The sequence below is a fragment of the Bacillus sp. FSL L8-0099 genome (assembly GCF_038006385.1).
Classification (GTDB): domain Bacteria; phylum Bacillota; class Bacilli; order Bacillales; family Bacillaceae_G; genus Bacillus_A; species Bacillus_A toyonensis.
Genome location: NZ_JBBOVC010000001.1, coordinates 3,993,134 through 4,005,646, shown reverse-complemented (window position 1 = coordinate 4,005,646; position 12,513 = coordinate 3,993,134). Strand labels below are relative to the sequence as shown.

16 protein-coding genes are annotated in these 12,513 nt (G+C 34.3%); 13 read left to right on the top strand and 3 right to left on the bottom strand.

Annotated elements, in window-relative coordinates; all coding sequences use genetic code 11:
* Positions 1-91: 91 nt before the first annotated feature.
* Positions 92-2,200 (top strand): polyphosphate kinase, encoded by a 2,109-nt coding sequence (locus MHH42_RS20165; protein WP_016109045.1) that lies wholly within the window; start codon positions 92-94, stop codon positions 2,198-2,200.
* Between the two features lie 168 nt (positions 2,201-2,368).
* Here MHH42_RS20165 and MHH42_RS20160 read toward each other — a convergent pair whose 3' ends face one another.
* Positions 2,369-2,605 (bottom strand): hypothetical protein, encoded by a 237-nt coding sequence (locus MHH42_RS20160; RefSeq protein WP_000283739.1) that lies wholly within the window; start codon positions 2,603-2,605, stop codon positions 2,369-2,371.
* 97 nt (positions 2,606-2,702) lie between these two features.
* Positions 2,703-3,560: a metallophosphoesterase gene (locus tag MHH42_RS20155; protein ID WP_033668555.1), complete on the bottom strand. Its 858-nt coding sequence runs from the start codon at positions 3,558-3,560 to the stop codon at positions 2,703-2,705.
* 241 nt (positions 3,561-3,801) lie between these two features.
* Between MHH42_RS20155 and fadH the strand changes: the two genes are divergently transcribed.
* The 4 genes from fadH (at position 3,802) to MHH42_RS20135 (ending at position 6,711) form a co-directional block, all read left to right on the top strand.
* Entirely contained in the window at positions 3,802-4,566 is a 765-nt protein-coding gene (fadH, locus tag MHH42_RS20150; protein ID WP_000660910.1) for a 2,4-dienoyl-CoA reductase, read from the top strand.
* Between the two features lie 255 nt (positions 4,567-4,821).
* Positions 4,822-6,039: an EAL domain-containing protein gene (locus tag MHH42_RS20145; protein WP_000564311.1), complete on the top strand. Its 1,218-nt coding sequence runs from the start codon at positions 4,822-4,824 to the stop codon at positions 6,037-6,039.
* Complete coding sequence (locus MHH42_RS20140) at positions 6,039-6,167, top strand: hypothetical protein (RefSeq protein WP_000544074.1); 129 nt, start codon at positions 6,039-6,041, stop codon at positions 6,165-6,167. Before MHH42_RS20145 ends, MHH42_RS20140 begins: the two co-directional genes overlap by 1 nt.
* 55 nt (positions 6,168-6,222) lie before the next feature.
* Positions 6,223-6,711 carry a DUF3993 domain-containing protein gene (locus MHH42_RS20135; RefSeq protein ID WP_001233803.1) on the top strand — a complete coding sequence of 163 codons (489 nt, stop codon included), beginning with the start codon at positions 6,223-6,225 and terminating at the stop codon, positions 6,709-6,711.
* A gap of 116 nt (positions 6,712-6,827) precedes the next feature.
* On the opposite strand, the gene MHH42_RS20130 is transcribed toward MHH42_RS20135, so the two are convergent.
* Positions 6,828-7,064, bottom strand: coding sequence for a glutaredoxin family protein (locus tag MHH42_RS20130; RefSeq protein WP_000717871.1), 237 nt, complete (start codon positions 7,062-7,064; stop codon positions 6,828-6,830).
* A 233-nt stretch (positions 7,065-7,297) separates the two neighbouring features.
* Between MHH42_RS20130 and MHH42_RS20125 the strand changes: the two genes are divergently transcribed.
* The 8 genes from MHH42_RS20125 (at position 7,298) to MHH42_RS20090 (ending at position 12,467) form a co-directional block, all read left to right on the top strand.
* The gene (locus tag MHH42_RS20125; RefSeq protein WP_000055152.1) at positions 7,298-7,534 is read left to right on the top strand and encodes a YkuJ family protein; all 237 of its coding nucleotides are present in this window, start codon (positions 7,298-7,300) and stop codon (positions 7,532-7,534) included.
* Between the two features lie 215 nt (positions 7,535-7,749).
* On the top strand, positions 7,750-7,899 hold the full coding sequence (locus MHH42_RS20120) for a hypothetical protein (protein WP_000440536.1): 150 nt from the start codon (positions 7,750-7,752) through the stop codon (positions 7,897-7,899).
* Positions 7,900-7,973: 74 nt separating this feature from the next.
* Complete coding sequence (locus MHH42_RS20115; RefSeq protein WP_000348650.1) at positions 7,974-8,492, top strand: ribonuclease H-like YkuK family protein; 519 nt, start codon at positions 7,974-7,976, stop codon at positions 8,490-8,492.
* 117 nt (positions 8,493-8,609) lie between these two features.
* Positions 8,610-8,801 (top strand): antirepressor AbbA, encoded by a 192-nt coding sequence (gene abbA, locus MHH42_RS20110; protein WP_001188532.1) that lies wholly within the window; start codon positions 8,610-8,612, stop codon positions 8,799-8,801.
* 169 nt (positions 8,802-8,970) lie between these two features.
* Positions 8,971-9,414 (top strand): cyclic-di-AMP-binding protein CbpB, encoded by a 444-nt coding sequence (gene cbpB / locus MHH42_RS20105; protein WP_000623575.1) that lies wholly within the window; start codon positions 8,971-8,973, stop codon positions 9,412-9,414.
* A 182-nt stretch (positions 9,415-9,596) separates the two neighbouring features.
* On the top strand, positions 9,597-10,481 hold the full coding sequence (locus MHH42_RS20100) for a LysR family transcriptional regulator (RefSeq protein ID WP_002039481.1): 885 nt from the start codon (positions 9,597-9,599) through the stop codon (positions 10,479-10,481).
* A gap of 71 nt (positions 10,482-10,552) precedes the next feature.
* Complete coding sequence (dapD, locus tag MHH42_RS20095) at positions 10,553-11,275, top strand: 2,3,4,5-tetrahydropyridine-2,6-dicarboxylate N-acetyltransferase (protein ID WP_000783253.1); 723 nt, start codon at positions 10,553-10,555, stop codon at positions 11,273-11,275.
* Between the two features lie 61 nt (positions 11,276-11,336).
* The gene (locus tag MHH42_RS20090) at positions 11,337-12,467 is read left to right on the top strand and encodes an N-acetyldiaminopimelate deacetylase (protein WP_016109042.1); all 1,131 of its coding nucleotides are present in this window, start codon (positions 11,337-11,339) and stop codon (positions 12,465-12,467) included.
* The last annotated feature ends 46 nt before the right edge of the window (positions 12,468-12,513 follow it).

The window sequence follows — 12,513 nt, the reverse complement described above, 5'->3', positions numbered from 1 at the left end:
ACAAAAAATTTACACTTTATAATATTGTAATTTGCTAAAATAAAAGTAACTAAATTATAGTAAAAAAGTTTCAAGGGGAAGTGTGAAGAGAATGGAATTGTTGAAGGGGAACATCGTAAATTTAAATGATACAGCATATTATAATAACCGAGAGCTAAGTTGGTTAGCATTTAATGAACGTGTACTACAAGAAGCGCAAGATGAAAATAATCCACTCTTGGAAAGATTAAAGTTTATTAGTATTTTTAGCTCGAATTTAGATGAATTCTTTATGGTACGTGTAGCGGGTTTGAAAGATCAAGTGAGTGCTGGGTTTAATCAACCAGAAAATAAAGCTGGCTTAACACCAAAAAAACAATTAAATAAAATTGCGATAAAAGCCCATGAATTAATGACCGTACAATATGATACTTTTAAAAATTATGTATTGCCAGCGCTTGAATTAGAGGGGATTGAGCGTTTAACATTCCATGATTTGACGAAAGAACAGAGAGAATTTATAGAAGATTATTTTGATGAGCAAATTTTTCCGGTTTTAACGCCTGTAGCTATCGATGCATACCGTCCATTTCCGATGTTATTAAATAAAAGTTTGAACTTAGCTACTCTTTTATATGATGAGAAGCAAGTGGAGGAAGAAAACCGTACGAAGTTAGGAATTGTGCAAGTTCCTTCATTACTTGAACGCTTCATATTTTTACCGAGTGAAGGGCAAAAGCATAAATTTATTTTATTAGAAGACGTAATTAGTAGTTTTACTCATAAATTATTCACAGGATATAAAGTATCATCTGTTACTCGTTTCCGTATTACACGTAATGCGGATTTAACAATTCATGAAGAGGGTGCGAGGGATTTATTAAAGGTAATTGAAAAAGAGTTGAAAAAGCGTAAGTGGGGAGCTGCTGTACGTTTAGAAGTTGGCAAAGAACACATTGATGAAAGAGTATTAACATTATTATACGAGGTGTTGGAAGTAAAAGATGAAGATGTATATATAATGGATGGACCGTTAGATTTAACATGTTTATTCTCTTTATATAAAAAATTAGCACCATTATATGAACATCTCATTTATCCAGCCCTTATTCCGCAACCACCTCAAGACTTAGGTGATGAGGAAGATGTATTTGAAAAGGCGATTGAGCATGATATTTTATTACATCATCCTTTTGAATCGTTTCAGCCAGTAGTTGATTTTGTCCGTGATGCGGCAGACGATCCGAATGTACTTGCGATTAAACAAACATTATATCGAGTAAGTGGTGATTCTCCGATTATTCAGGCACTAAAAGTAGCAGCTGAAAAAGGAAAACAAGTCACAGTGTTGGTGGAGTTAAAAGCAAGGTTTGATGAAGAGAATAATGTTCATTGGGCTAAAGAATTAGAACAGGCTGGGTGTCACGTTATTTACGGTGTAAGTCACTTGAAAACGCATAGTAAAATTACGCTAGTTGTAAGAAGAAAAAACGGAAAAATCGAAAGGTTCGTACATCTTGGAACCGGAAATTATAATGATGCAACAGCAAAGCTATATACCGATTTTGGCTATATTACATCACGAAAAGACTTTGGGGTCGATGCAACAAATTTCTTTAATTATTTAAGTGGTTATACAACGAAACCGCATTTTCACCATTTATCAGTTGCACCATTTGATATAAGAAAGCAATTTATGGATTTAATAGATGAAGAAATTCGTTATCATAGGCAATATGGAAATGGCTATATTATCGCTAAGATGAATTCACTAACGGATAAACCATTAATAAAAAAAATGTATGAAGCATCACAAGCGGGAGTAAAGGTAGAGCTCATCGTTCGAGGAACATGTTGTTTAAGACCTGGTATTCCAAATGTAAGTGAAAATATTCGTGTAGTTAGTGTTGTAGGAAGGTATCTAGAACATAGCCGTATTTATTATTTCCATCATAATGGAGAGGAGAAAATATATTTATCTTCAGCTGATTGGATGACGCGAAATATGGAGAAACGAGTAGAAATATCCTTCCCAATTCTAGATATTGAAATGAAAGCAAGAATAAAGGCGATTTTACAGCTTACTTTAGCAGATAATGTGAAAACACGCGAACAAAATAAAGACGGTGACTACTATTATGTTATTAATAGTGGTGCAGAGGAGATTGATAGCCAAGTGAAGTTGTTTAAGATGGCGTATCAAAATACAGATGCTGAATAGCAAGAACAAAGTAAAAAACCTCTTATTAATAAGAGGTTTTTTACTTTGTTCTCTACTTATTATACGTTCTCAAAATAGAAGAATGTGTAGAGAGAATAGTTTTTATTGTAAGCATATTAATCGATGGTCTAATAGAGAGAATAGCGTTGGTAGAATTGTTGGCATACATTAATAATAGTATGGTTGTTGACAAGGTCCACCATAACAAGGATAAGGTGCTGGTGGCGGGTAAGGTGGTGGATAAGGTGGATAAAATGGTCTAGGGCCGAAAGCTAATGCTCCGCCGAGCAATCCACCAGCAATTCCAGCTAGAAATGGAACGCCAAAAAACGGAAAGAATCGTGAGTCGCCTACTGGGCCAATAGGTGCTGAACGAACTGGGATTGGTTGATAATATGGATACATGAACAAACCTCCTTTATTGGACTCACTTTTATCATATGGTAAACGAAACGTGGATGAGCGCGTACAAGAAAGGATATGTAAGAAAATAGGCGAATTATTACGAATGTTGTAGGGTGAAGAGTGTAATTTCAGGTTTTGACATAAACCGGAATGGGACACGTGTTCTTCCAAGTCCGCGATTGACATAGAGAGATAAGTCTTGAATGGAATAGAAGCCTTCAATGTAGTGTTTGGCAAGTGATGGGGTAACGATAGCACCTAAAAAAGGGATTTTTACTTGTCCGCCGTGGCTATGACCAGAAAGTTGCAAGTTGATTGGATATGTAGCAATTTGTGGCGCAATATCTGGCTCGTGAACAAGAACAATGTTATAAGTATTTTGCCGCGCTTGTTGTAGTGTTTCCGCTATTTTTGGTTTGCCAAGTAGTATATCATCGAGTCCGAAAATAGAAATTTCACTATTATCCAGTAGACGAATTCGTTTTTCGCTATTTAGTAATAGTTCAAATCCAGATTCACGCATGATGTGATCATAGTATTCAGTTCCATATCCGCCGTGATCATGGTTACCATAAATAGCAAATTTACCGAAGGGTGCTTGTATATTCTTTAAAATGGATGCAACGAAAGGAGTATCAGTATATGTTTGGTAATTATCAATGAGATCACCAGTAAAAAGGACAATATCTGGGTTTGCAGCATTAATCTTAGAAATGATTTGAGATAAATGTTGGAGTGAGAAATAGTATCCGAGATGTAAATCGCTAAATTGAAGAATCTTCATACCATGAAAACTTTTTGGTATGAGCTGTGATTTTAGTGTGTGCTCTGTAAAAGAGATCATATGCGGCTCTATGTATTTAGCGTAATAGTAACCGATACTAGTGGTTATAAATGAATATAGACAAGTGCGTATTCCATTTTTCAAAAAATTTCTTCGTGTAATTTGCTTCATAAAAGTATGAGTATACCTATTTGATTTATATCATGTGTTTTCGTTCCATATACAGGCTACTCAAATCTCCTTTCAGTTTTTTTTAATATATTTAAAATAATAAAGAAGTAGTATAGCTTACGGAAAAATGAATGAAAAGAAGTCTCTTTAAGTTAAAATATCAGAAAAGTTTAAAAATATAAAGATTTCTATCAAATAAAATGATAAAATGAATGTGTATTCATTTTTGGGAGGGATATATATGAAAGAGAAGGTAGTAATTATAACAGGTGGATCGAGTGGAATGGGAAAAGGAATGGCAACTCGTTTTGCAAAAGAAGGGGCACGAGTTGTTATTACAGGGCGTACAAAAGAAAAACTGGAGGAAACAAAGTTAGAGATTGAACAGTTTCCAGGGCAAATATTGCCTGTACAAATGGATGTACGAAATACTGAAGATATTCAGAAAATGATTGAACATATTGATGAAAAGTTCGGACGAATTGATATTTTAATAAATAATGCAGCTGGCAACTTTATTTGTCCAGCAGAAGATTTATCTGTGAATGGCTGGAATTCGGTCATTAATATTGTGTTAAATGGTACATTTTATTGCAGTCAAGCTGTCGGGAAGTATTGGATTGAGAAAGGTATAAAAGGAAATATCATTAATATGGTAGCGACATATGCATGGGATGCAGGTCCAGGAGTTATTCATTCGGCTGCAGCAAAAGCTGGCGTATTAGCAATGACTAAAACGCTTGCTGTTGAGTGGGGACGTAAATATGGAATACGAGTTAACGCTATCGCACCAGGGCCGATTGAACGTACGGGCGGTGCCGATAAATTATGGATTTCAGAAGAAATGGCTAAGCGTACACTACAAAGTGTACCACTTGGAAGACTAGGTACGCCAGAAGAAATTGCGGGTCTAGCTTATTATATATGTTCAGATGAAGCTGCATACATAAATGGAACATGCATGACAATGGATGGAGGACAACACTTGCATCAATATCCATTTTAAGAGGGATGACCAAATGAATGTTTGATTCATTTTTTTGTGGTAAAATGTGACGGAATTGTGACATGTGAAAGAAAGGTATTTACAAGAGGTCATATATACGGTATATTTAAGACCTCTTTTTTCTTCATAGTAGAATTGCTAATTCCCCTTAGCATTTTACCCCTCTAATCCCTTCAGGAAAACTGAAGGGATTTTTTATTATTTTTCCGTAAATATCGTGTTATAATTTTTGAAAAGTAAAGGGAGGGAAGCACGTTGATAGATGCATTAGATGTAATGAGTAACTTGGATAAAGTCCTTCCTTATTATCAAGCTATTTTTAGTGCTGATGAACATACAGTAATTGGATATGAAGTAGTAGGACGTATTCAAACAGAAGAGGGCATACAAAGTTTAGCTTCGTTCTTTCATGATGATTCTATTCCAAGTGAGTTTCAACTGGAAGCGGATAATATTATAGTAGAAAAAGCTTTAAACCGTTATTTAGAAAGCAATCAAAAATTGTTATTATTTATACATCGAAATGCTAACGTATTAATGAATGACGAAGATGAAAGTTTACTTCAACTTTTATTGATGTATGAAAAACAAGGTTTAAATTTGAACCACATTGTTTTAGAGATAACAGAGCATGAATGTAAAGAAGATATTGAGCAATTTAATCATTTGCTTATGTATTATCGTACATATGGTATTCAGATTTCGATTAATAAAGTTGGAACGGGTACAAGTAATTTAGAACGTATTAGCGTGTTAGCACCTGATATTTTAAAAGTAGATTTAACAAACTTAAGGCAAACTGCACTTATACAATCTTATCAAGATATTTTATATTCCTTATCTTTACTTGCAAGAAGAATTGGTGCAACGTTGTTATATGAAGAAATTGATGCTTTTTATCAACTACAATATGCTTGGAAAAACGGTGGTAGATACTATCAAGGTAATTATTTAAAAGAATGTTTACCTGATTTTATTGAAACGAATGTTTTAAAAGAGAGACTTGGTAATGAATGTCATCAATTTATTCAGCATGAGAAAAAGAAGTTGCAAAAAATTTATCATTTAACAGAGATGTTACGTGATCGAATTGGTGATGTTCTGTCAAAACAAAAAAAGAATGAAGATATAAATGATTGGTTATTACAATTTAGCCAAAGTATATCACAATGTAGTTTTCGCATATTTATTTGCAATGAAGATGGTTTTCAACAATCAGGTAATGTTATGAAAAAAGATGGGGAATGGATTGTTATGCCGGAGTATTATATGAAGAACTGGAGTTGGCGTCCGTATTTTCTTGAGAATATTATGAAAATGCGTTTTGAAAATAAGGCGAGACTTTCAGATTTATATGCCGATATTGAAACTGGTGAAATGGTACGAACATTTTCTTTCCCGATTGATGATGAAAACTTTTTATTTATAGATTTATCTTATGAATATTTATATGAAGAAGATGTTTTATTTTAATGCACGAAGAGATTCGTGCATTTTTTTGTTTGTTTTTATCAGAAATTGGTAATAGTGAAAATGGTGATGAAAATGCTGTCTATCGTTGTAAAGATTTTACGAACGAAACCATCCCTTTCTTTGCATAATCATTGTTACAATGAATACTACAAAGACAAGTTCTTTTAAAAGGAAGGTGAAAAAATGAGGAAATATGGAATATGGCTTGTTCTATTTGTATGTGTTGCCTTTCTAGTTGGTTATAGTGTTACAACTGTTTTAGGAAAAGAGGAATTGAAAGTCGATCGGAAAGACGTGTTTACAACGATACAAAAAGGCTATGAAACCCAATTTTCAATTCGCGGGAAGCATTTGCCGATGAATAAGATGATAGAGACGTTATCACCGTATTTTACAGATAATTTCCTTCAAGTATTTACAGATGAAAATAGTAGAAGTGATAAACAAAGTGGTGAATATTTACTTCCAGCAAAAGAAGCACCGTTTTCTTTTAATTCGGAAACGAAAATGGCGTATGATGAAGAGCATAAAAATTTATATGTATATGAGCGGGCGAAAAGTGGACAATATCAAATTGTAACATTGAAAAGGGATCAAGATAAATGGAAATTAGCAGGGTATCATGAAAGCCAAGAACTTTTAACTGAAATAAAAAGGTTACAACAATTATAAAGTGCAACTTTAATCAGTGGGGGCTTTATATCCCACTGATTATTAGCTTTCATCAATCGGGAGTTTTACTGCCCATAAATAGCGGGATAAAAATAGGAATAGGTATTTACCTATTCCTATTCTATATTGAGTAGCTGTTGTAATTTTTCGATTTGAAAACCTGCAACCACTTCACCGTCGATTACAACTGTTGGAGTTGAATAGGAATCATAGTCGTATAAAAGACGATCGCGAGCAGCAGCGTCTTTTTTTACGTCAAATTCTTCATATGCAACGTTATTATGCTTTAAAAATTCTTTCACAATGACACATGGCGGACAATCAGGTTGTGTGTAAACCTCAATTTTTTTCATTGTAATTCCTCCTTTTTTCTGTTTTTTATTATATTATTCCAGTATGAAAATCGCAATAAAGAAGGAAAAAGATGTTCTTTCTGTGTTTTCCTTCGCATTTCGACAAATTTTTAGTTGAGTTTCTGGCCAATAACCTTTATCCTAGACTGTGGAACATTTTTTCTGTTATGACGGATAGAATGAGTATAGCTGTAAAACCTATTGGTAGGAAGATTAGAGAAAGGAGAGATTTCATGTCTCTACTCCAAGGAATTTTAACACGACTTGTTAGTCTACAAGAACAAGCTGTAAGCGGTGAAGTAGCACAACGCTATTTTGAAGTGAACGGTGAGCGCAAATGTAGCGTGAAATTTTTCGATAAAAGTGAAATGTATGAATTAGAAGTGTATCAACAAGGTGAAAAACCTCAAGTGTATCAATTCGATAATATCGATATGGTTGCAATTGAGATTTACGATATCATTTCTTGATACATATAAAAAAGGTACTGCCTATGGCAGTACCTTTTTTAGTTCTTTTACTTTCCAGTATATATGTATAGGAATTTTTCGTTTTTCCTACAATGGTAATAAAGTGAGACTTTAATCAGTGGAAGTGCTTATTATCGACTGATGATTGGACTACATCAATCAGGAGTTTTACTGCTCGAAAATAGCGTGATAAAAATAAATAGGAGGTGTGTTATGTGGAACGTTTACCAGTTGTGATCTGTCCTAATTGCCACAATTCTGCAGAGATTATTCATGTATTAACGGCTCAATCGAATCAAAATGTAATTTATACTTGCCAAGTTTGTCATTTTGTAATGCGAAATATTGAGACGAATAAAGGATAGTAAGTTATAATTTTTGTTTTTGTCCCATACAATGAGAATACGAAAAGTCTGTCTAATGGAAAGGACGTGACTATGTGGACGGTGGGCATAAATTCTATAATGTTTCAGAGAGACATTTGAATTTTGATACGGTCTTTAACCGCATTTGTAGTTTCATTGAAAAGGATCCACGAAATTTATATCGATTATCTATTGGGACAGACTCACAAGCACATCAAAAAGATACGAGATTTATTACGGCAATCCATATTCACCGTGTTGGAAAAGGGGCTTGGGGATGTTTACACCATAGGTCAGTAAAAGATAAGCCGGCAACATTACGGGAGAAAATATATTTAGAAACACAGTTTAGTCAAGAAATCGCTTGCCTATTTACTCCTAACCATATACAAACCATATGGGATTTATTGCATCCATATGCTCAAGATGGGGCTGGGTTCATAATGGAAATTCATTTGGACATAGGGAATGATGGTTTAACAAAAGAATTTATTTTAGATATGACAGCGAAAATTCAAGCGATGGGATTAACTGCAAAAATTAAGCCGGATGCTTATGCGGCATTTAGCTATGCAAATCGATATACGAAATAATTTTTATAAGGTTACAATTGTTACATGTTTTTATTAAAAACTGAATATTACATCTACTAAATAAGTTGGAAATTTTATATAATGAGAGTAACGATGGGATTATAAGGAGAGGGGTATATGCAAAGGGAATTTGTTTTAACGAAAGAAGAAGAAAGTTTGTTACTAGATATTTTATTTCAACAAAATTATGCGAGTGAAATTTTAGCTGTAGAACTTACAGATATTGAGAATGGTTTGAAACAGACAGATGTGACGCAATATAAAAAAATCACAAGGTTATTTTACAGATTAAAAAATAAAGGGTATTAAGTGCTACCGTAATGGTAGTCTTTTTTTTGTGTTGTATGCTAAAATAGCTGTGTAATTGTATTTTTATTGAAATAAAGTTAGGACAAAATAATAATATGAAAACGCTGTCATAAAATAAGGATAGAATCGGTGAATATAAGCAGGAAAAAGGGAAAATGGGGGATGTAACATGATTAGTATTCCAAAAGACGAGTTTCAGCAAATTCTTGTGAAAGATTTAATGATTTCATCAGAAAAAGTAGCACATGTCCAAATTGGGAATGGATTAGAGCATGCTTTACTCGTTCTTGTGAAATCTGGATATTCGGCAATACCTGTTTTAGACCCAATGTATAAATTACATGGGTTGATTAGTACTGCTATGATTTTAGATGGTATGTTAGGGTTAGAGCGCATTGAGTTTGAAAGACTTGATGATATGAAAGTAGAACAAGTGATGAAGGAAGATATTCCGGTTCTTAAGTTAGAAGATTCATTTGCAAAAGCTTTAGAAATGACAATTGATCATCCTTTTATTTGTGCTGTAAATGAAGAAGGGTATTTCGAGGGGATTTTAACACGTAGAGCTATTTTAAAATTATTGAATAAAAAAGTACGGCAGCATAATCGATAGACAATAGGAGGAAAGTGACTTCATAGAAACGGAGAAGTCACTTTTTTTCGTGCATATCAGTTGTGTATGTATTATATTTAAAAAGACATAAAACATAAGGAAAGTTCGAACTGAAAAATTGTATTTTTTGTATAAAAGTATTCAGTTAAATTCAGGATGAAAAGCTTATTGAAATAAGGTGTATGGAAGCTAAGGAAAGAGGGAGAAAGTTGCAAATTGATGATTTTCAAATGATGGTTGTGTTAGCCCAGGAATCAAATATGAGAAAAGCGGCGGAACGTTTATTTGTTTCCCAACCTGCGCTTAGTCAACGATTACAATCTATGGAGAAACAATGGGGAATGAAATTTTTTATTCGTTCACAAAAAGGATTGACAATTACACCTGAAGGGGAAAAAGTCGCAAATTATGCAAAAGAAATGTTACAAAGAGAAGAGAATATTAAGAGCGAACTGGCAGTTTTTAGAACGGAAACATATGGAACGTTAAAAATAGCTGTTGCATCGGTTATTGGTCAATATTGGCTCCCTCCTGTGTTGAAAAAGTTTGTACAAAAGTATCCTTCTGTGAAGATATCGCTGTTTACTGGCTGGAGTAGTGAAGTGCAAAAGCAATTTTATGAGGGCGATGTTCATGTAGCTATATTAAGGGGATCACAGGAATATAAAGGACAAAAGCAACAATTATTTGAAGATGAATTATATTTAGTCGATAAAGAAATAAAAGATATTTCGATGTTAAAAGAAACAAATAGACCATTTATTCAATTTAAAAGTGATTCGACTTATTATGGTCAAATACAAAATTGGTGGTATGGGTTATTCTCTAACCCACCTAAGCGAACAATTGTAGTTGATCAAATTGAGACGTGCAAACAACTTGTTCTAAATGGTATAGGTTATGCATTATTGCCTTCTACAGTATTAAAAGAAGTGCAGGAAAATATGTATAAAACACCTGTTCAATTAACGAGAGAAACATGGTTGTTAACGAGTGAATCAGCAAGACAATTGAAGCAAGTACAAGCGTTTTTAGAAATTATAGAAGAAATTCAAAGGGAAAAATAAGATTATTGTCTTGCTACTCGCTCTATCGTTTGGTAGAGTAACAATATAAATGGATTTAGGAGGCAACAAGAATGAAAATGATGGACGCTAACGAAATTATTTCGTTTATTCAAAAAAGTGAAAAGAAAACTCCTGTAAAGGTATACATAAAAGGGGATTTAAAAGAAGTAACGTTCCCTGAAACAGTACAAGCATTTGTAAATAAAAAATCTGGTGTAGTATTCGGAGAATGGTCTGAAATTAAGACAATTCTTGATGAAAATAGCAAGCACATTGTTGACTATGTAGTTGAGAACGATCGTCGTAATTCTGCAATCCCAATGCTTGATTTAAAAGGTATTAAAGCTCGTATTGAGCCAGGCGCAATTATTCGTGACCACGTTGAAATTGGTGACAACGCTGTTATCATGATGAATGCAACAATTAACATCGGTGCTGTAATTGGCGAAGGTACTATGATCGACATGAACGCAGTGCTTGGTGGACGTGCAACGGTTGGGAAAAACTGTCACGTAGGTGCAGGTGCTGTACTTGCGGGTGTTATTGAGCCACCTTCTGCAAAACCAGTTATCGTTGAAGACGATGTTGTAATTGGTGCAAATGTAGTTGTTTTAGAGGGCGTTACAGTAGGTAAAGGTGCAGTTGTAGCAGCAGGAGCTGTTGTAACAGAAGATGTGCCTCCATATACAGTTGTTGCGGGAACTCCAGCACGTGTAATTAAAGAAATTGATGAGAAGACAAAAGCGAAAACTGAAATCAAACAAGAGCTTCGTCAATTAAACCCAGAGAAATAAAAAACAAAAAGCGTAAGAGCATAAATAGGCTCTTGCGCTTTTTATAGATAGAGGTGCAAAAATGACAGTAAGTAAATTTGTCCAAGTTCGTAGAGATTTACACAAAATCCCGGAAATTGGATTTAAAGAGTGGAAAACACAACAGTACATTTTAGAGTATATAGAAACACTTCCTAACGAATATTTGGAAGTGAGAACATGGAAAACAGGTGTAATTGTTAAAGTAAATGGGAAAAGCCCAGAGAAAACAATAGGTTATCGTGCAGATATAGATGGTTTGCCAATAACAGAGGAAACTGGATACGAATTTGCTTCTGTACATAAAGGAATGATGCATGCATGTGGACATGATTTGCATACAACAATTGGTCTAGGCCTCCTAACAGCAGCTGTGAGTGAAAGAATAGATGATGACCTTGTGTTTCTATTCCAGCCGGCAGAAGAAGGTCCAGGTGGCGCTCTTCCTATGTTAGAAAGTGAAGAGCTAAAAGGATGGAAGCCTAATATAATTCTTGGTCTTCATATTGCACCAGAATACGCTGTAGGAACAATTGCGACAAAAGAAGGTCTGTTATTTGCGAATACATCAGAATTATATGTTGATTTAAAAGGAAAAGGTGGACATGCGGCTTATCCACATACTGCGAATGATATGATTGTTGCAGCCAGTCACCTTGTTACACAACTTCAATCCGTTATTAGTCGTAATGTGAATCCTCTTGACAGTGCGGTAATTACAATTGGAAAAATAACAGGTGGTACAGTTCAAAATATTATCGCAGAAAAATCTCGTTTAGAAGGAACGATTCGAACATTATCAGTGGAATCAATGAAGCGTGTGAAAAGCAGAATTGAGGCAATTGTTGCAGGTATCGAAGCTTCTTTCCAGTGTGAGGCGATTATAGATTACGGAGCAATGTATCATCAAGTATATAACCACGAAGAGTTAACGAGAGAGTTTATGCAATTTGTACATAAACAAACTGATATGAATGTTATTACATGTACTGAGGCAATGACAGGTGAAGATTTTGGTTATATGCTTCGAGAAATCCCTGGATTTATGTTTTGGCTTGGAGTAAATTCAGAATATGGTTTACATCATGCGAAATTAAAACCAGACGAAGAAGTGATTGAAAAGGCAATTACATTTTTAAGCCAATATGTAAAGTGGAAAGGAAATAGAAAATAAAACTTCCGCTTTCTTGAAGGTTCCAAAAAACTTTTTGTTCTGAGGT

Bases quoted from the DNA above. Each gene is read 5' to 3' on its own strand.
- MHH42_RS20165 (WP_016109045.1), top strand. From the start codon at position 92: ATGGAATTGTTGAAGGGGAACATCGTAAATTTAAATGATACAGCATAT.
- MHH42_RS20160 (WP_000283739.1), bottom strand. From the start codon at position 2,605: ATGTATCCATATTATCAACCAATCCCAGTTCGTTCAGCACCTATTGGC.
- MHH42_RS20155 (WP_033668555.1), bottom strand. From the start codon at position 3,560: ATGAAGCAAATTACACGAAGAAATTTTTTGAAAAATGGAATACGCACT.
- fadH (WP_000660910.1), top strand. From the start codon at position 3,802: ATGAAAGAGAAGGTAGTAATTATAACAGGTGGATCGAGTGGAATGGGA.
- MHH42_RS20140 (WP_000544074.1), top strand. From the start codon at position 6,039: ATGCACGAAGAGATTCGTGCATTTTTTTGTTTGTTTTTATCAGAAATT.
- MHH42_RS20135 (WP_001233803.1), top strand. From the start codon at position 6,223: ATGAGGAAATATGGAATATGGCTTGTTCTATTTGTATGTGTTGCCTTT.
- MHH42_RS20130 (WP_000717871.1), bottom strand. From the start codon at position 7,064: ATGAAAAAAATTGAGGTTTACACACAACCTGATTGTCCGCCATGTGTC.
- MHH42_RS20125 (WP_000055152.1), top strand. From the start codon at position 7,298: ATGTCTCTACTCCAAGGAATTTTAACACGACTTGTTAGTCTACAAGAA.
- abbA (WP_001188532.1), top strand. From the start codon at position 8,610: ATGCAAAGGGAATTTGTTTTAACGAAAGAAGAAGAAAGTTTGTTACTA.
- cbpB (WP_000623575.1), top strand. From the start codon at position 8,971: ATGATTAGTATTCCAAAAGACGAGTTTCAGCAAATTCTTGTGAAAGAT.
- MHH42_RS20100 (WP_002039481.1), top strand. From the start codon at position 9,597: ATGGAAGCTAAGGAAAGAGGGAGAAAGTTGCAAATTGATGATTTTCAA.
- dapD (WP_000783253.1), top strand. From the start codon at position 10,553: ATGAAAATGATGGACGCTAACGAAATTATTTCGTTTATTCAAAAAAGT.
- MHH42_RS20090 (WP_016109042.1), top strand. From the start codon at position 11,337: ATGACAGTAAGTAAATTTGTCCAAGTTCGTAGAGATTTACACAAAATC.